Source organism: Methanococcus voltae (assembly GCF_024807655.1).
GTDB lineage: Archaea > AGJL01 > Methanococci > Methanococcales > Methanococcaceae > Methanococcus > Methanococcus voltae_D.
The window spans coordinates 1-20,081 of record NZ_JANUCR010000001.1 but is presented as its reverse complement, the minus strand read 5'-3'; the positions used below and the strand labels follow the sequence as shown (position 1 = coordinate 20,081).

Here is a 20,081-nt window from a genome sequence, read left to right as displayed (position 1 = left end):
CCTACACTAATATGAACGTTTATCATAATATGTTGACGTATCATTTAGTGCCGTGTTTACACATTTGCATATTAATTTTGCATAATATATAACTTATTGTAATTAGATAATAAATGTTTAACTATATATATCTTATTTAAAATAAAATCTAAAAATGAATGCTTATTGAATAATTCCATTTAGTAATCTAAAATAATAATATAAAATAATAATATAAATAAAAAATAAGTAATAATTAAGTATTAATTAAGTATTAATTATTAAAAACTATTATTGAATTAATTTTATAATTTAATTTCAAATTCTTCTAATTCATCTAATTTCATTTTATCTTCCGTCAGATTAACTGGAATATTGTACATTTTTTTAGGTGCAGAGGGTTTTCCTTTGAGTCCTAATATGATAATGTCAGTTTCTGGCTTTATATCATACAAATGTATTAATTCATTGACCGGGTATGAACCTCTATATATTGGGTGAATTGGTTTGTCAAATAAGTATAAATTACCATTTTCTTTTTCAATAATTCCATTAGATTTTAAATATTCTACAAATTTTTTAGTTTTAAAATCCATTTCTAATTTATTAATGTTTCCATCTAAATTTTTATTTGCAGTATTGTTAATATTTTCATTATTGAACTTTTTATCTTCGTCATTTTCTTTATTTGAGATATTAATAGTGATATTACTATCATCTTCAAATTGTTCAATTTTTATATTATTATTTTTAATATTTTCATTATTTTTAATATTTTCATTATTATTTTCGTTTTTGTCAAGTTCTTCTTTATTTACGTCAGTTTTACCGTTGAAGTCTTCGAAACTTACATATTTATCCATATTTTCGTTTTTGTCAACTGGTTTATTACTTGAATTCTCAAAAGGATTTAAAAACCTTTTAATATTAAGTGAATTCATAAAGTCCATAAATTCCCCAAAAAATGATTTGGAGCTTTTTGCATTTTCAAATTCTTCTTCACTTTCGTAAATTTTGATTTTTTTAGTCTTAAGTTTTCTATCTACTTTGGTAAGTTTTTTATAAATCCATTTTAGTGTGAAATATCCGAATAATACGAAAATTCCTGCTATAATAAATGGAATTAATAAAAGTATTCCTATCCAAAAGATTATTTTTAAAAATAAAGGTATTGAAGAAGATTTTCCATTTACATATATTGTCATATTAACACCTTTGATTAGTGTCATTTATATTAAATTTAATTTTAAGTTTATAACTTAACTTAATCTGACTTAATTTAACTTAACTTTACTTTATCAGTTTAAAGTTTAAATTTATTTTAATTATAAATCAATTATATAGAATATATCGAATTACCTATATTAAACTATCTGTATATTATATTATTATAGATATTAATTATAGATATTAATTATATGATATATACGATTTAAAATTTAAAACCAGCTTTCTAAACTACTCTGTGATAATTTACTTTTAACTAATCCGTCTAATTTTTCAGACGACGATTTAACCCTATCTTCTGAAAAATCATTTTCTTCAACTAAAAATTTAAAAATACCTGCTAAATCCGGTCTTTTTAATTTTAAATCGCTTTTTTTATATTCGCTAAGTACTGGCTCGTCAAATATTTTTCTGATTTCTGAATAATTTTCTATTTCAGGGGCGTATTTCTCCATTTGATTATTTTTAACGACGTCAAGGGCTTTTTTAGGGCCTAATCCTTTAACACCTTTGGGATTATAATCCGTACCTATTAAAATGGACATATCAATAAGTTGACTACGGTTTATATCCAATTCGTCTAAAACGTCTTTTAATTCTATGTATTCGAATTCTTTAGAACTTGAACTGGTTATATTTCGTATTACTCGGTCTGCGCCATATAGTAAAGAATCATAATCCTGGCTAACAACTGCAAAAGCATCCCCTTTTTTTACTATTTCTGCACATTGAGCTTCCCCTTCAGAGCCCGAGGTTAAATGAGGCACGCCCATTAAATCCAATAGTCTTTTACAGTTTAAAACCATATTTGTATCCAAATAATTCATTCTTTTTGCAAATTTTTGCATTTTTTCTGTGTCTTCTTCTTTTTTTGCAACAAGATACTCACTAAGTGCTTTTTGACGTGTTTTACGTCTTTCTTCCCGGGTAATTTCTTTTAATTCGTGAGCTTGTCCATCAAAAACCCATATCGGAGTTAAACCCATTTCAAGCATATTTATGGTTTTGTAAAATATGCCATTATATGCGGAAGTTGTTTCACCACTACTATTTTTTAAGGGCGTTCCGTCCCTCAATCGTATACTCGATAAAAATTGATAAATTACATTCATAGCATCGATTACAATTTTTTTATTATTAAGTTCCTTTTTTGAAATTGATTTTTTTGAAATTAATTCATTAAGCTGTACTCCCATAAAAACACCATATATTTTGATTATAGAATTATATTGTACTACTTTATATATTAATTTTAAATTATATATATTATATATTAAATAAAATGAATTACTATATCATAGATGACACAATATAAGTACAATATATTTAACATATTTAACATATTTAATATAATTAATATAATTAATATAATTAATATAATTAATATAATTAATATAATTATAATCATAATTTAAAAATACAATGGCGTATTTATATTTAAGCGACGAAAGAGGGAAAAAATGGTTAAAAAAGCGATAATTCCAGCAGCAGGTTTTGGTACAAGATTATTACCAATTACAAAAGCACAACCCAAAGAGATGCTTCCGGTGTTGGGTAAACCAATAATCCAGTATGTAATCGAAGATTTGGCAGAAGCAGGCGTATCTGATGTAATAATCGTTACTGGAAAGGGCAAATATGCAATAGAAAACCATTTTGATAAGAATTTTGAACTTGAAGAACGATTGAAGAAAGATGCAAAATGTGATGCTTTAAAGGCAATCAGTGATATTAATAATCTTGCAACGATTTACTATACAAGACAAGGCAAGCAACTTGGATTGGGGCACGCAATAGGTTGTGGGGGCGAATTTGTAGGTGATGAGTATTCTATTTTAATGGTGGGCGATACAATATACTCACAAAATGTTGCAAAAGCACTAATCGATGCACACGAAAAATATGGTTGTTCAGTAATAGCACTCGAAAGAGTTCCTATGGAAGACGTTTCAAAATATGGTGTAATTGAGGGCGGGCAAATCGAAGAAGGGGTTTATAACATTCACGATTTAGTGGAAAAACCACCAGTTTCAGAAGCTCCATCAAATTTAATCATTACAGGAGCTTATTTGTTATCTCCAAAGATATTTGAACACATTAAAAATACAAAACCAGGACGTGGAAATGAAATCCAATTAACAGACGCAATGAAAACCTTGTTAACCGAAGAAAAAATTATCGGAATCGAATTAAATTACAAGAGATACGATATTGGGGATATAAAAGGATGGTTAGAGGCAAACGTTGAGTTAGGAATTGAAAACATACCTGGATTTAAAGAATATTTAAAATCGTTATGTGATGAAGAAATTAATACAAAATAGATTTATAATAAAATTAGAACAATATTACTAATAATATACTGAATATGTTAAATATTAAATATTAAATATTAAATATATTAACTAACGTAAAAATAATATAAAATTAACTTAAACTTTTTTAATCTTTTTAATCTTTTCAAAATAGTATTATTTCTATTATTTTTGATATTTAAAGTCAATAAAAGATGTGCTCAGTCGTCCCCGTTGTCTTCATCGAGTATTACTCTCCGCGAAGTCGGCACTCATCATTGCACACACAATCATTGCAAATATAAAACTTGTCTAACTTATGTTATGTTATGTTATTCACATATTTAAAGAGTTGTATGATATACACTTACTAATATGATATTTATATTGTCCCGAAATAGTATAGTTATAGTATAATAGTATTTATTAAATTTATATTTGAATTATGTGTCGATAAATAATTTATTTAATATATAAACCATATTTAATATATGCTTGTATTAAATATCTCTATTTATCCAAATATGTGTATTTAATAATTATATGGAATTTACATTATGTCAATCAGCCCGATAATAAATATATTTGTTATGGTATAAATTAGTTTTTATTATGTTTTATCGTCGAGTGTATTTAGATAAATATAAGTTTTAAATTAAATTACAAATTTATAATGATTATTTTAACTCAATTTCTTTATTGCACCATCTTCTGATGATTTCTTTTAATATATCGTATGAACTATGGAATGGACATTTCACATATTCTTCAACTTTAACGATTTCTGTTTTAAAACCTCTTTCTAAAAGTTGGTTTTTTAACTCTTCGAGTTGGTAAGTGGTTTGGTCAGGCCCCAAAACAATGATATCGGGTTTTACACTAAGTATTGGTTCTAATTTATCAGTTAAACTTCCTAATATGGCTTTATCAACTGGTTTAAGTGTTTCTATCATTATTTTACGTTGTTCTTCGGGTATTACGGGTCTCCTACCTTTAATACGTTTAACAGTTTCATCTCGAGCAAGAACAACTACTAACTCATCAGCGTGTTTTTTGGCAAAGTTGAGCGTATTAAAGTGTCCTGGATGTAATAAATCAAAAGTACCTGCAGTTAACGCAATTCTTTTTTTAGGACTTTGATGGTTGTTATTTTTTATATTGGGGTTATTTTCGTTTTTAGGCATAATAATCACGATAATCATAAAGTTATTAACATAAAAATAAAATTTACAGACGTTTATGTGATATGATATAAATATGATATAAATATGATATAAATATGATATAATATCGTATAACTTTAATTTTATAATTTGAGTATATCAGTATAATATATTCAATGATATATAAAATGTATATTTTAAATTTACAATAGTCGAAACTAAAAATAAAATAATAAAATAATTTTATTATGGTCTAAATACGTCGAACTCTTTTTTTCGAATTAAATCTTTTCCTGTACCATTTTCTAATGGAATAGGTGCGTTTTTAACAATAACTACGGGTATACCCTCATTGCATTGACCCATAACAACTGAAGCAGCAGCGGCTAACTCATCAGCGATTCCCACTTCGGTAGTTTTTAGTTCACGCCCAAATAAATCTTTTTCACCTTTTCTGTCCCATAATGCACAGACACCACTTACGCCAATAGCAACACCGCAGGAACCATTTCTAAACGGTCTACCCATACTATCATTAATAATGACACCAACGTCAAGATTTGTTAATTCTTTAATTCTTTCCCTTATCTTTTTAGCACTGTAATCAGGATTTTCAGGTAATGGTTTAACCAGGTCTTTAGAATTACTTTCATCTACACCACTATTTGCACAAACAAAACCGTGTTTAGTCTCGGTAATTATAAACTTATCTCCAAGTTTTACAATTTCATTAGCTTCATTTAATATTATCTGAACAACTTCGGGGTCTTTGTCAAGTTTTTTGGCAATTTCTTTTGCTATTTCTGATGCTACAACGTCCTTTTTGTTAATTACGTTGTTTTCCGACTTTGCGACAACTGTTTCGGCGATTACAATTATATCATTGTTTTCAAGGGAGTATTTAACAATAATTTCCGCTAAATCTTCCCCTCCTTTAATTAAGGGGATTTCTAAACCAATTAATTCCATTTTTCTTTTTTCAATTATGCCATTTTCGATTATTTCTGAATTTTTTAACATTCTACCACTAAAATAATTTTTTATTAATCCTATTTTTTTATTAGTTTACTTAATCATTTAATACTTATATGTTAAGAATACCATATTTAACAGCAGGAGCTAATGCAATAATCAAAACTAATAGTAAAGCTCTACTTAATTCAACAGAAGCCCCTAATATATCGCCCGTGACACAGCCAAGTTTCTTGTTTGAATTCCAAGCAAAATACATTCCAAAGAATGCTGAAACCGTGGCAAGCATAATTGCTATTTTAAATGCGCCCAATAGATAACCAAGTGCTAAAGGAGTTAATAAACCTATTAATAAGAACATTTCATTAGATTTTTTAACTAAATAGCGACCAGTACCTTCGGTTGCAGGAATACCACAAGTAGCACACGCCAATAATACAAGTCTTGAACAAGTTTCTACAAGTATTATATATTTCATAAATTCAAAAATTGAGACGGTGCTGTAAATATGTGCTATTGCAAATATCGACGTTAGTTCAACTAAAAGTAAGAACATTATTCCGCCTATACCAATATTTACATCTTTCATTACGTCTAATTTTTTTCTTTTAGTCCCCATAACCATCCAAGCATCGCCATAATCCCCCAATCCGTCAACGTGATGAAATCCTTGCATGTAAAGAAGTGTACATAATATTATAATACTTGCAATTAATGGGGCTGAAAATTCAATAAGATGAAGCCCATAAGCTATTAAAGCTCCAAAAACTCCTATCAGTGTCCCGATTAGTGGCATAACCCAAAAATATTTGGCCATATCTTCAAAACCACAAGTTATATTTGAAATAGGTATTTTAGTCATAAATGCAATTAATGCTTTGATTTCTTGCAACATTGGTATCACACAATAATAATCTTAATAATATTATACTCTTAATTAATTTTACTTTTAGTAATTATTTTAATTATATTTAATACTTTAACAATATAAACTATATGTAAATGATTATTATAAATGATTCTAAAAATATAAAAATAAAATAAAATAAAATAAAGTAAGATAAAGTAAGATAAAGTATAACCATAAAAATACTAAATGATAATATAAACTAAAAAAGTAAAATAATAAAGTAAAATAATAAAGTAAAATAATAAAGTAAAATAATAAAGTAAAATAATAAAGTAAAATAATAAAGTAAAATAAAAAATAAATGTTTAAAATTTTTAAAATATCGTAATTAAATCTTTTTTAACCTTTCTGAACTTACAACTTCAATACCTTTGTTAGTAAGTACTTCAATACATTTTTCGTTGTCTTCTGTTCTTAAAACTGCTAATGCTTTGTCATTTAACGCAAAAGCATACATATATTCAATACTAATACCTTCTTCAGAGAGGTATCTTGAAGCTTTTGAAAATGAGCCAACTACATTTGGTATACAAATACATACGATATCTGTTAAGCCAACGGAAAATAAATTATCTTTAAGTGCTTTTAAAGCTTTTTCAGGGTCTGAAACTACCATCCTCAAAATTCCATACTCTGTAGTATCTGCAACACTCAAAGCTACGATATTAATATTTTCTTTTTCGAGAATTTCCATTACTTCGTATAATCTACCAGATTTATTTTCTAAAAATACAGACAATTGTTTAGCAATCATAACCTTCACCACTGAATAATTATTAAAATTATTAAAATTATTAATTATATGAACTATATGAACTCATTTATTTTATTATTTATTTTATATTTTTATTATTTATTTTATATTTTGTGATATAAGCAATATTCGATTTATTCTCAAATTATTTATTATTCAGTATATAATAACAGCTTATATCTCCAAAATATTTTATTATATTTTATTATTGAATAATTCTTTTGTCAATTACTCTTTTTGATTTTCCTTCGCTTCTACCGAGTGTTTTAGGTTCTACTAATTTTACACTTACGTTAATTCCAATTATGTCCACAATTGCTTTTTTAATCCTTTTATTTAGTTGTTCAAGTTCTTTAATCTTGTCGGAGAAAAATACAGGGTCTACTTCTACAAGAACATTCAATACATCTAAGTTATTTACTCTATCCACTTCAAGCATATAGTGAGGTAAAACTTCGTTTATTTTGAGCAAAGCACTCTCAATTTGTGATGGGAATACATTAACACCTCTAATAATGAGCATATCATCGCTTCTACCCGTACATTTGTTCATTCTTACAAGTGTCCTACCACATTCGCATTTTTCATAATTAAGACTTGTTAAATCCCTTGTCCTGTATCTTAAGAGTGGTAAACCCTCTTTTGTGATGGTTGTAAATACTAACTCACCTTTTTGACCATTAGGGAGTTGTTCAAGTGTATTAGGGTCAATAATTTCTGGTACGAAATGGTCTTCATTAATATGTAAACCAGCTTTCGATTCACACTCGCAAGCTACCCCAGGACCCATAACTTCACTCAATCCGTATATATCGTATGCTTTAATGTCAAAGCTATCCTCTATTTTTTCACGCATTGCTTCAGTCCAAGGCTCAGCTCCGAAAATACCTACCTTTAAATTTAAACTTTTAGGGTCGATACCACGTTCTTGCATAGATTCAGCTAAATAAAGGGCGTAAGATGGAGTACAAGCAATTACACTTGATTTAAAGTCTTGCATCAATTGTATCTGTTTTTCCGTATTTCCTCCAGATATCGGTACAACTGTGGCACCGAGTCTCTCACCGCCATAGTGCAAACCTAATCCTCCGGTAAAAAGACCATAACCATATGCAATTTGTATGAAATCATCTTTAGAAACTCCTGCAAAGTTCAAGGTCCTTGCTACGATTTCTGACCAAATGGTAATGTCTTTACGTGTATATCCTACAACTGTAGGTTTACCCGTAGTACCAGAAGATGCGTGAACTCTGACTATATCCTCCATCGGGCTTGCAAATATTCCAAAAGGGTAGTTATCTCTTAAATCCTGTTTTGTAGTGAATGGTAATTTTACTATGTCATCAATACTTTCGATGTCTTCAGGGTATACACCCAACTCTTGCATTTTGTTTCTGTAAAATGGCACATTGTAATAAACACGGTTAACAGTCTCGCAAAGTCTTTTGCTTTGTAGTTCTCGCATTTCTTCTCTTTCCATACATTCGATGGTTTTATTCCATATCATAAAATCGCCTATTTCTAACTTTTAATTTTAACGTTTAAATTTTAACTTTAAATATTTTGATTTATTCATTTTCTTATTTTAATTTAGTTTAATTTATTTTATCATCGTATAAATAATTTATATTTTTATAAGAGTATTGTGTAGGATAATAAAAATATGTAGTATAATACAATAAGCGCATTAAAACTTGAAAATAAACCCAATACTAAAAATTATTAAAAAAAATAAATGAATAACTCCAAAAATAAATATATAAAATAATAATAAAATAATAATAAAATAAAATAATAGAATTAAATTCTATGCATATATTTAAAGATGTTTTCGTGCTGAACAGTAATTTTAACGTTTATTTCTGCCCCTAATTTTTCTAATTCGTCTTTGAGTTCTGATAATTGTTTGTTTGAACTTTCAATGTCAATCATCATAATCATAGTGAATAAATCTTCCATAATGGTTTGTTTTATATCAATAACGTTCGAATTGCTGTCTGCAATGATTTTTGTGATTCCTGCTACAATACCAGGTTTATCTAATCCAATAACTGTTATAACAACGTTTTCCATAATAACACCTTTTAATCATTCAAATTTTATGTTTTTAAATCAATAAAATTATACTTTATGTACTTTTAACTAATAATTCATAATATATAAATTTATATCTTATGCCCAACTGCCTCTGCCCAACTGCCTCTGGGCGATTGGCGAAAAGTAAATATATTTTATACATTATGTTTGACTGCCTCTGCCCAACTGCCTCTGGGCGGTCGGCGAAAAGTAAATATGAATTTATATTCTAATAAAATATATTCTTAATTAGGTTTAAATATTAAAAATGGATACCATATTATAAAATATAATTAATAATGAATACAATATAAAATAATTCCAATTAATCGAATACAATAACTAATTATTATAAACTAATCATATGAATATATCATAATACTGGTGATAAAATGACATCTTACGATTTAGAACAAATAAAGTCAAAACAACCATTATATACTGGAAAAGCTAAATCAATTTACGAAATTGACAACGATACCGTTTTAGTTGAATTTAGGGACGACATAACAGCAGGAAATGGTGCAAAACACGACGTAAAAAGTGGAAAAGGATACTTAAACGCATTGATTTCAGCAGAATTGTTTAGAGTCCTTGAAGAAGCAGGAATTCCTACACATTTCATCGAATACATCGAACCTACAACTACAATCGCTAAAAGTGTTAAAATCGTACCAATCGAAGTAATCGTTAGAAACATAACCGCAGGTAGCTTATGCAGAAGATACCCATTCGAAGAAGGAAAAACGTTAAAAACTCCTATTGTACAGTTTGACTATAAAAATGACGATTACGGCGACCCCATGTTAAACTACGACATTGCTTTAGCTCTTGAAATTGCTACACTTGAACAATTAAACGAAATTAAGGAAATCGGTTTAAAAGTAAATGACGTTTTAGTTAAATACTTTGACAATATCGGCATAAAATTAGTGGATTATAAAATTGAAATCGGTCTCACAAATGACGGTAAATTAGTTGTAGCAGATGAAATAAGCCCTGACACAATGAGATTATGGGACAAAGAAACAAATGACGTAATGGACAAAGACGTATTTAGAAAAGATTTAGGAAACGTTCTTGAAAAATATGAAGTAGTAGCTAAAAGAATGGGATTATTGGAATAATTGAATATATATTAACTATAATTAATTAAAACAAGAATATTAAAGAATAATACTAATAGTAATACTAATAGTAATATTAATAGTAATACTAATAATAAAGGTGATAATTTGTATAAAGCTGAAATTACTGTTAAATTAAAAAAAGGTGTTTTAAACCCTGAAGGACAAACAATATTAAAAGCATTAAACTTTTTAGGATTTAATGAAGTAAATGATGTTAAATCATTCAAAAGTATTGAATTAGAGTTCGACGCAGAAAATGAAGAAAAAGCAATGGAAAGATTAACAGAAATGTGCAATAAATTATTAGCAAATCCTGTAATCCACGATTATGAAATAAAATTGGAAAAAAACTAATTAAATAAATTTTAATTGTTTTTACTTACATTTTTAAGTTTAATTTTTTTAATTTTTTTAATTTATTTTAAATTATATAAATTATATTACTTTTTAAAAATCACTGAATATTCTTTTTAACATAACATTTATGGGCGTAGGATTATGGAATGCACGCATACTTTTATTTTCGACACCATTTTCATTTAATATTTTGGATAAACTTTCTAAATCGCCAGTACCAAATACTAAAGCGGAAGTATCTTTATTGTATACCATTTTGTATGTAATAATGTAATTAACGCCTGCATCGTTATGTGTTAATCCAAAAATATAATCAACATCGAATTTTTCTTTTAGCCCATTGTCGATTGGTTGGAATCCTACTCCTTTTAAATAGTGATGTTCGGGGTCTGCAGATTCGATTAATTTTAATGCAGAGGGGTTTCCCGCTACGTAAACTTGATGACCTTTGTTTTTGAGTAAATTCAATAAAAACATAAATGATGGAATTAATAACGGAGGTTCTGGGCAACCCAATAATATCAAAATATTCATAAATTCACCTGTCTTTTATTTGTTTTAAGTTTTTAATTTTCCAATTTAATTTTAAGTTATAATATAAATTTTTAATAACTAATTTATAATATTTTTATAATATTTTTATAATATTTTTATAAGATTTTTTTAAAAAATGAATCACCTAAATCTATAAATATTATATAAAAATATATAACTTACCAATATATTAATTTTAAACAACTTAAATTAAATTACGTTAAATTTAAGATACTTACTGTTATAGAAATATTATCGCATATTTTATATATTTTTATTTATTAGAAGAGTAATTATAATATGCGCAATTACTCGATATTAGTTAATATTAGTTAATAAACTTAAAACAGGTGGAATTATGCCCAAAATGGTATTATTACCCAAACTAACTATGTCATTGGGTGGCTATATCAGAGAAACTGTACAGCCCTATGAAGAAGGCGAAGCTGAAGCATTCCCTTATCAAAACGTAATCGTAGGAAATCCACTGGATGAGCCTGTTAAAATTGATATACCGGCTTATGACAATGAATGGGTCGAAAGACACAAAGATTTAGGCTTAATCATAGTTCCAATTAGCACAGAGGACGATTTTGTAGGTATTTTTAAAATGGTGCAAAATAAAGTTAAAAATACCCAATAATAAAGAAATAGAAATTTTGGTGAAAATGTGATTAAAGGCGTATTATTTGACCTTGACGATACCCTGTATAATTCTTCAGAATTTGCTCGAAGAGCACGAAAAGAAGCTTTAAAAGCAATGATGGATGCAGGATTGCACACGTCTGAAGAAGAAGCTGAAAAAGTTCTTAATCGTATAATCTTACAAAAGGGTTCTAACTATAGTATGCACTTTAATGATTTAGTAAAGGCTTTAAAGGGATATCACGACCCAAAAATTATTGCTACAGGGATTATAACCTACCATAATGTTAAATTTTCATTATTACGACCGTTTCCCGATACAACAAGTTCTTTAATTAACTTAAAAAGCAAAGGTTTGAAATTAGGGATATTAACAGATGGAGTTACCCTAAAACAATGGGAAAAATTAATAAGATTGTCAATATGTCCATTTTTTGATGAAGTAATTACTTCAGAAGAGTTTGGACTTGGGAAGCCCTATCCTGAATTTTTTCAACACGGATTAAATAAAATGGATTTAAAGCCTGAAGAAGTTGTTTATGTGGGCGATAGGGAAGATAGGGATATAATACCTGCTAAATCGTTAGGTATGAAAACGGTTAGAATATTTAAAGGAAAATACAGTGATAATAAAGAAACAATTGCAGATTATTCCATAAATAGTCTTTCGGAATTACCCATTATAGTAGAAAAATTATAAACGTGTGGCTAACTCACATAATTATAAAAATTATAAAAAAAATATTTTTTTAGCAAATTTTTAGCAATTTTTAGTAAATTTAAGACAATATTTAATTACTTTTTAGTTATAACTTTTTAACATATGTAATTAAAATACGTTAACATAGTAAACTAAGTTAATCATTCTTTAAATTACATTTACTCCCTAAAATTTTCATATTTTAAAAATTTTATTTTTTAATCACGCTTAATAGGATGTTAGCCTAACCCACATTACTATATATATCTTTCGACTTGAATTTAGAGCAATTATTTATATACTCTACGAGACTATATGTATATGACTCACACGAGATGAAAGTATGCCAGAACATATATTGTCAGGGATTAAATCGATAGTAGCACTAAATTTAAGGAAAGACGGTAAATTACAACGTGAAATTGCCGACTATCTTGAAATGGACCGCTCAATCGTTTCCCATTATTTGCACGGTAGGTATCCCTCCAGAAAAGTAATTGAAGTTTCTGAAAAGATTGTTAAATTACCAATGGAGTTAAGTATACCCATAATAAGTTCATTGAGTGATAATAAACAACTTACTAAGAAATTAATAAATTCTTTGTATGACATTGCGATAATCTACAAATCAAATGCTTGTATAGGTTGTGGAAAGTGTTTAGAGTGCCCTTATGGTGCTGTAAACAATACTGACAACATCGGTATTTCTATAGACCATCAAGCGTGCGTTTTATGTGGTGATTGTATTGATGAGTGCCCTGTTTCAGCAATACGATTTAAAAGTACTGGAAAATTAAAATTTGAACTGATTTCTCAGGATTTTGACCAGCCATAAAATATAATTTGATGCCGCATTGTTGTGATTTGTAATTTTCATAAACATTGAAAATATGAAATGTGAAATATGAAAATATAAACATATAAAAATACGAATAATATTAAATTTATGGATATAATTTAAATGTTAATCAATATTACTACGGTAAATTAATATATTTTTAAAATATCGATATTCTATGAATATTAATCAAATATTAATTAGATATCGGTTAACTATCATTTAATTATTAATTAAATATTATTTATATATCAATCAATAATTATTGACTAATCATTATTGAATTATATAACCCACAAATATAATTTTAATACCTTTATTATGATAAATTAGCTAAATATCTATTATTTATGCTTAGTTAATAATTCATAATAGTTATTCATTGTAATTGTACGTATGGATGGAGGCATATAATGAAAAATGTTATTAAAGACCAAAATGAAGGCGTCATCCAAATTAAAAGAGAGGGCGTGGAAAGCAGAATCTTAAAATGGGAAGATTGTGTTTGTGTTGGTTGCGGAATTTGTAGTGAAATTTGCCCAACAAAAGCTATTGAAATGGGACCTTTAGGTGCTATCTTCAGAGGGGACATCGAAGCTGATAAAGTAGATATCTCCGAAAAATGTGTTTTATGCGGTATGTGTGCCTGTGCTTGTCCATTTGATGCAATGAACTTGTCAATCAACGGCAAATCCATCAAAGAAATGGAACAATACCCAAAAATAAAAAGAGACATCACTTTAAACCAAGATAAATGTGTTTTATGTGAGCAATGTGAAATCGTATGTCCACAATGCGCTATCGAAGTTGAAAGAGAGCTCCCAGAAAGAAAAACACTTGTTTTAGGAGAAATTAACTTCAATGACAAGTGTGTTTTATGTGGTATCTGTGCAGAATACTGTCCTGCTGACGCTATTCAATTAATACCAAATGATTTAAACTCTAAATCATTGAAACCATACAAAGAAATCGTTGTAGATACAGATGCTTGTGTATACTGTAAAGTATGTGAAAAAGCTTGTCCACACGATGCAATTGAAGCAATTTGCTACAAATGTCCATTAGCAAGCAGAATTCCAAAACCTGAGCTTTACAAGGAAATTAAAGGACAAACAAACATCGATAAGGAATTATGTGTGACTTGCGGATGGTGTGCTAACATCTGTCCTGCTGAAGCTATCGAAGTTCAAAAGCCTTTCGAAGGAGAATTAATTGTTAACGAAAAAGCATGTAATGCCTGTGGAGCTTGTGTTTCAGTATGCCCATGTAATGCGTTAGTATTCCCTAAATCAAAAGTACAAGGGGAAATTACTCCGAGAGTTGAAGTTAACCAGGATGTATGTGTATTATGCGGAGCTTGTACACACGCTTGTCCGGTAAGTGCGTTAGAAGTTAAGAGAACAAAAATAAACATGACTGATGCAAAAGCGCCAGCTTGGGAAAAAGCATTCTCAAAATTATTGAATTAATTTAATTTTTTAAATTGATTTCAGATTCTTTAAACATATTAAACGTAAATACATAAAGGTGATTAAATGTACAGTCTTAAAGTGTACCCTGAAAGATGCCACGGTTGCGGAAACTGTGTTGTAGCTTGTCCTGTAAACGCACAAGATGCTGATGTATTCGGTGGCAAAGGTCCAAGTAGTGATGAAAAATTGATAATGAGAATTGAAAATGGGGTTGTAACCGTTTTAAAACCGGAATTATGCGGTGGTTGCGGTGCTTGTATTGAAGCTTGCCCTGTAGATGCAATAGAACTCGAAATTATCAAGAAATAAATAATAAAATAATAAAATAATAAAATACCTTAAATAAAATTTTAATTTTTGAATTATAGCGGTGTAATTCTTAAATTAATATTAACATATTTCATAATCCATAAAATATCAAAAAAAAATTAATAATTAATTAATCAACTAAAACTTTATTAAATAAGATTTAAGCTTAAAAAATAAAATTTAAATTAGAATTAAATCATAAATTGAATTTAGTTAATAAATTAACGGTTATTAACTGAATAGGTGATTATATGAAATTCATGCTAAATACAGGTAGAACCATATGGCAAGGTGAAGCCATAGAAGCAGGCAAAAACTTGGAACTTTACAAAAAGGCTGCGGCAGTTTGCTACATGAACGGTAATGATATGCTTAAATTGGGCGTTAGAGACGGTGATGCCATTGAAGTTATATCAGACTATGGAAACGTCGTTGTAAATGTAATAACCACCAAAGAAGAAGCTCCTGCAGGAATGATATTCATACCGATGGGACCTTGGGCAAACAGAGTTGTTCTTCCAGATACTGAAAGTACGGCAATGCCTTCCTTTAAGGGACCTATTGCGGTGGATGTTGAAAAAACCAATAAAAAAGTCTTAATGATGACTGAATTGATGAGACAAGCATATATTGAGTAATTTTTGATAAATATTGCTAAATTATACTAAAATATAGTAGATTGTAATAGTTTATAATAAATTATAATTGGTTTTATTAAAAATTAATATGTTGTTATATATCATTACTAATTGAAAAATTCAAAAAATATCAACTAAATGACCTTAAATTATTAAATACTGATAGAAATTAGAATATTAAAATTATAAATATGGATATTCAAGGGTGATTTCATGGAATACATCATTAAAAATGGTACCGTATACGACCCTACCAATAAAGTAGACGGCGAAAAAATGGATATCTGTGTCAAAGACGGCAGAATTGTAGAAAGTGTTTCTAACAACGCTACTGTGCTTGATGCAAACAATAAAATAGTAATGCCGGGCGGTGTAGACTCTCACAGCCACATTGCAGGTGCTAAGGTAAATACGGGTAGAACATTAAGACCAGAAGACAGTAAAAAAGATATCTGGAACAGAGAAGGCTTAAGAAAAGGTTCTGGGTTTTCAGTACCTTCCACATATAAAACAGGATACCAATATTCTGGTATGGGATATACAACAGTTATAGAAGCAGCTATGCCTCCATTAATCGCAAGACACACACACGAAGAGTTCATCGACTTGCCACAAATCGACAAAGCAGCTATGCCATTATTTGGTAATAACTGGATGGTTTTAGAATACTTAAAAGCTGGCGATTTAAATATGTGTGCAGCTTACGTAGCTTGGCTTTTGAAAGCTACAAGAGGATTTGCAATTAAAATCGTTAACCCTGGCGGTACGGAAGCTTGGGGTTGGGGTAAAAACGTTCACGGATTAGATGACGAAATCCCTTACTTTGGAATTACTCCAAGAGACATTGTAAGAGGTTTAGCGCAAGTAAACGAAATGTTAGGTCTCCCTCACTCAATTCACGTACATCCTAACAATTTAGGACACCCTGGAAACTGGGAAACTACACTCGAAACTATGGAATGCGTAAAAGATATCAAAGCAAAACCTAAGTTCGGTAAAAGGGACACAGTTTACTACAATACTCACTTACAATTCCACTCTTACGGCGGTACAAGCTGGAAAGACTGTGTAAGTAAAGGTGTAGAAATGGCGGAGTATGTAAACAAGAATGACCACTTAATGGTGGACATTGGGCAGATTACACTTGACGAAACAACCACAATGACCGCAGACGGACCAATGGAATATGATTTGCATATGACAAATGGTTTAAAATGGGCAAACTGTGATGTTGAGCTTGAAACAGGTTCCGGTGTAGTTCCATTTATCTACTCACCTAAAGGACCCGTATACTCATTACAATGGGCTATCGGTTTAGATTTATTCTTACACGCTAATTCCGATAAAGTTATTTTAACAACTGACCACCCTAACGCAGGACCATTTATCAGATATCCAAGAGTTATTGCGTGGTTAATCAGTGAAGAATACAGAAAAGACTGGATTGAGAACAGAGTTCACAAATGGGCAGCTCAAAAGAGCCATATAACCGATACAGACAGAGAGTACACCATGTACGAAATAGCTAAAATTACAAGAGCTAATACTTCAAAAGTACTCGGTTTAAGCGACGATAGGGGACACTTAGGTTTAGGTGCAAGAGCAGACATCGCAATCTACGACATCGACCCAGAAGAGAAAAACGGTAAAAAGATTGAAAAAGCATTCCTTGAAGCAAGCTACGCATTTAAAGACGGTGAAATCGTAGTTAAAGATGGAAATGTAGTTAAAGAAGTATTCGGAAACACAATCTACGTAGATGCTAAGATAAACGAAGAATTAGAAGCTGAATTAATGAAGGATTTAACAGTAAGATTTAAGAAATATTACTCAGTTAACATCGAGAATTACCCAGTTCAAGAAGCTTACGCTAATCAATGGGAACCTATAAACATCGATGCAACAGAAATTAAATAAAATACTAAAATACTAAAATATCAACTAATTTAATTTTTTAAACTTAAATAACTTAAAATAAAAATTAAAATAACTCAATAATAAAATAATAAAATAATATAATAACACCAATAAAATAATAAAAATAATAAAAATAATAAAATGGATTCAAATTATTAAATAATCACCAAATAAACGGGTGAAATAATGAAAGAAGTTATATTCACAGTTAATGCAGAGATTGACGTGCCTGTGGAATTAGACAGCTTATTGCCTAAAAATCTCCAAGATATGGGTATCGAAGAAATCAAAAAAATTCAATTACCTCAAGGAAATAAAAAAATTTCCGTAGATGAATTATGTGATGTAGTTGTAAATGAAAATGATGACGGAGATGCGACTTTAAAAGTTATAATCAATGGCTCTTCAATGAAATTAAAAAGAATCGGCGAAAAAATGGATGGCGGCGAAATCATCGTAAATGGTGATGCTGGTATGTACGTCGGAGCTGAAATGAAAAGTGGTAAAATCACTGTAAACGGAAATGCAGAGTGCTGGGTAGGTCAAAACTTAAAAGGTGGCGAAATCGTAATTAACGGAAATGCAAAAGATTACGTAGGTTCAGCTTATAGGGGCGACTGGAGAGGAATGAACGGCGGTAAAATTACAATTAACGGAAATGTAGGAACCGAAATCGGAGAATATATGAAAAAAGGTTTAATTGTAATAAATGGAAACTGTAAAATTATGCCGGGTGTTCACCAAAATGGTGGAATAATTATGCTCAACGGTGAAGTTGAAGGAAGAGCGGGCGGAGAAATGTTAAAAGGGGCAATTGTAATTAACGGTCCTTTAAAATCCAAATTGCCATCTTTCGAATATGAGGGAATCGTTGAAGACCCACTTATTAAATTAACTAAAAAAGACGAAGGAACCCAAATAAAAGGTGCATACTACAAATACATTGGTGATTTCGTAAATAATAAACCAAAAGGGCAATTATACTTATCTGTAGAGCATAATGACCCAGTATATTAATAATAATCGCAATAATATAAGCATATATAAAAATATAATATCTTTTTTATTTTATTTTATTTTATTTTAAATTAAAATTTAAATTTATTCATCCCTTTGTAATAATTCTTCAATAAGTCCATCTTTCATTTTAATAACCTTTGTAGCGTATTTTAAAAGTGTACTATCGTGTGTGACCATAATAACCGTTATTCCTTGGTCGTGTAATTCTTTTATAAGTTTCATGACTTGTTTACCACTGACACTATCTAAATTACCCGTAGGTTCGTCAGCAAATAATATTTTAGGTTTGTTCGATAAAGCTCTTGCTATTGCAACCCTTTGCTGTTGCCCTCCTGATAATTGAGATGGTCTATTGTGTTCTTTGCCTTTTAAACCCACTAAGTTTAATAATCGCATTGCTCTTTGAGTTCGAGTTTCAGTTTCTAAATTATCTAAAACCATCGGTAGCTCGACGTTTTGCAAAGCTGTCAAAGTATTGATTAAATGGAATTGTTGAAATATAAATCCGCCTATTTTACGTCTGAAAACGGCTCTCTCGCTTTCTGCCATATTACTGGTTAATTTGTTATTTATGTATAATTTGCCTGATGAAGGCGTATCTAATAAGCCTAATATATTCATTAAAGTAGTTTTACCGCACCCACTCGGTCCCAATATCATTACGAATTCTTTTTCATAGATTTTAAGGTTTACATCGTTTAGAACTTTCGTTTTTACGTCTGTGCCAAATATCCTGCATATTTTTTTAGCATCAATAAAAACTTTTTTTCCTTTGTCATCTTTTTCTGTAGCCGGGTGAAATCCTTCATATGGGTTATATTTTACGTCTAAAATCTTTTTACAGTATTCCCTTTCGCTATGTAATTCGCCATCGTGCGAGGTATTTAAATTATTATTAATATTATTGGCGTTATTTTTTAAATTTTCTTTTTCTTTTTCTTCAATTTCCATAATCCCACTTTAAAATTTTATACCTACTTTTAATCATATATTATTTTTGAATTTTATATATTTAATAAGTTTTGATTATTGATAAAAATAATAACCTAATAAAATAATAACCTAATAAAATAATAACCTAATAAAATAATAACCTAATAAAATAATAACCTAATAAAATAATAACCTAATAAAATAATAACCTAA

The 20,081-nt window shown here is 29.1% G+C and carries 21 protein-coding genes; 11 read left to right on the top strand and 10 right to left on the bottom strand.

Annotated elements, in window-relative coordinates; genetic code table 11:
* Window positions 1-284: 284 nt before the first annotated feature.
* A complete protein-coding gene (locus tag J3E06_RS00105) occupies window positions 285-1,184 on the bottom strand; it encodes a hypothetical protein (protein WP_013180279.1) in 900 nt (299 codons plus the stop codon).
* A gap of 234 nt (window positions 1,185-1,418) precedes the next feature.
* Window positions 1,419-2,402: a flap endonuclease-1 gene (fen, locus tag J3E06_RS00100; RefSeq protein ID WP_013180278.1), complete on the bottom strand. Its 984-nt coding sequence runs from the start codon at window positions 2,400-2,402 to the stop codon at window positions 1,419-1,421.
* Window positions 2,403-2,666: 264 nt separating this feature from the next.
* On the opposite strand from fen, the gene galU reads away from it, so the two are divergent.
* Window positions 2,667-3,530: a UTP--glucose-1-phosphate uridylyltransferase GalU gene (gene galU, locus J3E06_RS00095; RefSeq protein WP_013180277.1), complete on the top strand. Its 864-nt coding sequence runs from the start codon at window positions 2,667-2,669 to the stop codon at window positions 3,528-3,530.
* A gap of 647 nt (window positions 3,531-4,177) precedes the next feature.
* Here galU and J3E06_RS00090 read toward each other — a convergent pair.
* The 6 genes from J3E06_RS00090 to J3E06_RS00065 all read right to left on the bottom strand — a co-directional run bounded on the left by J3E06_RS00090 (window position 4,178) and on the right by J3E06_RS00065 (window position 9,372).
* Window positions 4,178-4,684 carry an adenylyltransferase/cytidyltransferase family protein gene (locus J3E06_RS00090; RefSeq protein ID WP_048187143.1) on the bottom strand — a complete coding sequence of 169 codons (507 nt, stop codon included), beginning with the start codon at window positions 4,682-4,684 and terminating at the stop codon, window positions 4,178-4,180.
* 225 nt (window positions 4,685-4,909) lie between these two features.
* Window positions 4,910-5,683, bottom strand: a complete 774-nt coding sequence (locus tag J3E06_RS00085; RefSeq protein ID WP_013180275.1) for a coenzyme F420-0:L-glutamate ligase — start codon at window positions 5,681-5,683, stop codon at window positions 4,910-4,912.
* A 64-nt stretch (window positions 5,684-5,747) separates the two neighbouring features.
* Window positions 5,748-6,530 (bottom strand): adenosylcobinamide-GDP ribazoletransferase, encoded by a 783-nt coding sequence (cobS, locus tag J3E06_RS00080; protein ID WP_013180274.1) that lies wholly within the window; start codon window positions 6,528-6,530, stop codon window positions 5,748-5,750.
* Window positions 6,531-6,873: 343 nt separating this feature from the next.
* The gene (locus tag J3E06_RS00075; RefSeq protein WP_013180273.1) at window positions 6,874-7,299 is read right to left on the bottom strand and encodes an amino acid-binding protein; all 426 of its coding nucleotides are present in this window, start codon (window positions 7,297-7,299) and stop codon (window positions 6,874-6,876) included.
* 205 nt (window positions 7,300-7,504) lie between these two features.
* The gene (locus J3E06_RS00070; RefSeq protein WP_013180272.1) at window positions 7,505-8,806 is read right to left on the bottom strand and encodes a phenylacetate--CoA ligase family protein; all 1,302 of its coding nucleotides are present in this window, start codon (window positions 8,804-8,806) and stop codon (window positions 7,505-7,507) included.
* A gap of 293 nt (window positions 8,807-9,099) precedes the next feature.
* Window positions 9,100-9,372: an ACT domain-containing protein gene (locus J3E06_RS00065; protein WP_013180271.1), complete on the bottom strand. Its 273-nt coding sequence runs from the start codon at window positions 9,370-9,372 to the stop codon at window positions 9,100-9,102.
* A gap of 395 nt (window positions 9,373-9,767) precedes the next feature.
* Here J3E06_RS00065 and purC point away from each other — a divergent pair, with 395 nt between their 5' ends.
* Window positions 9,768-10,502 (top strand): phosphoribosylaminoimidazolesuccinocarboxamide synthase, encoded by a 735-nt coding sequence (gene purC, locus J3E06_RS00060; RefSeq protein ID WP_013180270.1) that lies wholly within the window; start codon window positions 9,768-9,770, stop codon window positions 10,500-10,502.
* Between the two features lie 108 nt (window positions 10,503-10,610).
* Complete coding sequence (purS, locus tag J3E06_RS00055; protein WP_013180269.1) at window positions 10,611-10,859, top strand: phosphoribosylformylglycinamidine synthase subunit PurS; 249 nt, start codon at window positions 10,611-10,613, stop codon at window positions 10,857-10,859.
* Window positions 10,860-10,952: 93 nt separating this feature from the next.
* Here purS and J3E06_RS00050 read toward each other — a convergent pair whose 3' ends face one another.
* Window positions 10,953-11,396 carry a DUF1890 domain-containing protein gene (locus J3E06_RS00050; RefSeq protein ID WP_013180268.1) on the bottom strand — a complete coding sequence of 148 codons (444 nt, stop codon included), beginning with the start codon at window positions 11,394-11,396 and terminating at the stop codon, window positions 10,953-10,955.
* A gap of 358 nt (window positions 11,397-11,754) precedes the next feature.
* On the opposite strand from J3E06_RS00050, the gene J3E06_RS00045 reads away from it, so the two are divergent.
* From J3E06_RS00045 to fwdC, 8 genes are all read left to right on the top strand, one after another.
* Window positions 11,755-12,039: an energy-converting hydrogenase B subunit P gene (locus tag J3E06_RS00045; protein WP_013180267.1), complete on the top strand. Its 285-nt coding sequence runs from the start codon at window positions 11,755-11,757 to the stop codon at window positions 12,037-12,039.
* Window positions 12,040-12,066: 27 nt separating this feature from the next.
* Window positions 12,067-12,741 carry a TIGR02253 family HAD-type hydrolase gene (locus J3E06_RS00040; RefSeq protein WP_013180266.1) on the top strand — a complete coding sequence of 225 codons (675 nt, stop codon included), beginning with the start codon at window positions 12,067-12,069 and terminating at the stop codon, window positions 12,739-12,741.
* A gap of 343 nt (window positions 12,742-13,084) precedes the next feature.
* Window positions 13,085-13,576: a 4Fe-4S dicluster domain-containing protein gene (locus tag J3E06_RS00035; protein ID WP_013180265.1), complete on the top strand. Its 492-nt coding sequence runs from the start codon at window positions 13,085-13,087 to the stop codon at window positions 13,574-13,576.
* Window positions 13,577-13,992: 416 nt separating this feature from the next.
* Window positions 13,993-15,048, top strand: a complete 1,056-nt coding sequence (gene fwdF / locus J3E06_RS00030; protein WP_013180264.1) for a tungsten-dependent formylmethanofuran dehydrogenase subunit FwdF — start codon at window positions 13,993-13,995, stop codon at window positions 15,046-15,048.
* 66 nt (window positions 15,049-15,114) lie between these two features.
* Window positions 15,115-15,360, top strand: coding sequence for a 4Fe-4S binding protein (locus J3E06_RS00025; RefSeq protein WP_013180263.1), 246 nt, complete (start codon window positions 15,115-15,117; stop codon window positions 15,358-15,360).
* Window positions 15,361-15,611: 251 nt separating this feature from the next.
* Entirely contained in the window at window positions 15,612-15,998 is a 387-nt protein-coding gene (gene fwdD, locus J3E06_RS00020; RefSeq protein WP_013180262.1) for a tungsten-dependent formylmethanofuran dehydrogenase subunit FwdD, read from the top strand.
* 213 nt (window positions 15,999-16,211) lie between these two features.
* Complete coding sequence (gene fwdA, locus J3E06_RS00015) at window positions 16,212-17,915, top strand: tungsten-dependent formylmethanofuran dehydrogenase subunit FwdA (RefSeq protein ID WP_013180261.1); 1,704 nt, start codon at window positions 16,212-16,214, stop codon at window positions 17,913-17,915.
* A gap of 186 nt (window positions 17,916-18,101) precedes the next feature.
* On the top strand, window positions 18,102-18,932 hold the full coding sequence (fwdC, locus tag J3E06_RS00010; RefSeq protein WP_013180260.1) for a tungsten-dependent formylmethanofuran dehydrogenase subunit FwdC: 831 nt from the start codon (window positions 18,102-18,104) through the stop codon (window positions 18,930-18,932).
* Between the two features lie 84 nt (window positions 18,933-19,016).
* Here fwdC and J3E06_RS00005 read toward each other — a convergent pair whose 3' ends face one another.
* Complete coding sequence (locus J3E06_RS00005) at window positions 19,017-19,691, bottom strand: ABC transporter ATP-binding protein (RefSeq protein ID WP_048187480.1); 675 nt, start codon at window positions 19,689-19,691, stop codon at window positions 19,017-19,019.
* Between the last annotated feature and the right edge of the window lie 390 nt (window positions 19,692-20,081).

What these genes read in the sequence shown, in the direction of transcription:
- J3E06_RS00085 (WP_013180275.1), bottom strand. Translation starts at nt 5,683, where the DNA reads ATGTTAAAAAATTCAGAAATAATCGAAAATGGCATAATTGAAAAAAGA.
- cobS (WP_013180274.1), bottom strand. Translation starts at nt 6,530, where the DNA reads ATGTTGCAAGAAATCAAAGCATTAATTGCATTTATGACTAAAATACCT.
- J3E06_RS00065 (WP_013180271.1), bottom strand. Translation starts at nt 9,372, where the DNA reads ATGGAAAACGTTGTTATAACAGTTATTGGATTAGATAAACCTGGTATT.
- purC (WP_013180270.1), top strand. Translation starts at nt 9,768, where the DNA reads ATGACATCTTACGATTTAGAACAAATAAAGTCAAAACAACCATTATAT.
- J3E06_RS00045 (WP_013180267.1), top strand. Translation starts at nt 11,755, where the DNA reads ATGCCCAAAATGGTATTATTACCCAAACTAACTATGTCATTGGGTGGC.
- fwdC (WP_013180260.1), top strand. Translation starts at nt 18,102, where the DNA reads ATGAAAGAAGTTATATTCACAGTTAATGCAGAGATTGACGTGCCTGTG.
- fen (WP_013180278.1), bottom strand. Translation starts at nt 2,402, where the DNA reads ATGGGAGTACAGCTTAATGAATTAATTTCAAAAAAATCAATTTCAAAA.
- galU (WP_013180277.1), top strand. Translation starts at nt 2,667, where the DNA reads ATGGTTAAAAAAGCGATAATTCCAGCAGCAGGTTTTGGTACAAGATTA.
- fwdA (WP_013180261.1), top strand. Translation starts at nt 16,212, where the DNA reads ATGGAATACATCATTAAAAATGGTACCGTATACGACCCTACCAATAAA.
- J3E06_RS00070 (WP_013180272.1), bottom strand. Translation starts at nt 8,806, where the DNA reads ATGATATGGAATAAAACCATCGAATGTATGGAAAGAGAAGAAATGCGA.
- J3E06_RS00105 (WP_013180279.1), bottom strand. Translation starts at nt 1,184, where the DNA reads ATGACAATATATGTAAATGGAAAATCTTCTTCAATACCTTTATTTTTA.
- J3E06_RS00035 (WP_013180265.1), top strand. Translation starts at nt 13,085, where the DNA reads ATGCCAGAACATATATTGTCAGGGATTAAATCGATAGTAGCACTAAAT.
- fwdF (WP_013180264.1), top strand. Translation starts at nt 13,993, where the DNA reads ATGAAAAATGTTATTAAAGACCAAAATGAAGGCGTCATCCAAATTAAA.
- J3E06_RS00075 (WP_013180273.1), bottom strand. Translation starts at nt 7,299, where the DNA reads ATGATTGCTAAACAATTGTCTGTATTTTTAGAAAATAAATCTGGTAGA.
- J3E06_RS00025 (WP_013180263.1), top strand. Translation starts at nt 15,115, where the DNA reads ATGTACAGTCTTAAAGTGTACCCTGAAAGATGCCACGGTTGCGGAAAC.
- fwdD (WP_013180262.1), top strand. Translation starts at nt 15,612, where the DNA reads ATGAAATTCATGCTAAATACAGGTAGAACCATATGGCAAGGTGAAGCC.
- J3E06_RS00050 (WP_013180268.1), bottom strand. Translation starts at nt 11,396, where the DNA reads ATGAATATTTTGATATTATTGGGTTGCCCAGAACCTCCGTTATTAATT.
- J3E06_RS00090 (WP_048187143.1), bottom strand. Translation starts at nt 4,684, where the DNA reads ATGCCTAAAAACGAAAATAACCCCAATATAAAAAATAACAACCATCAA.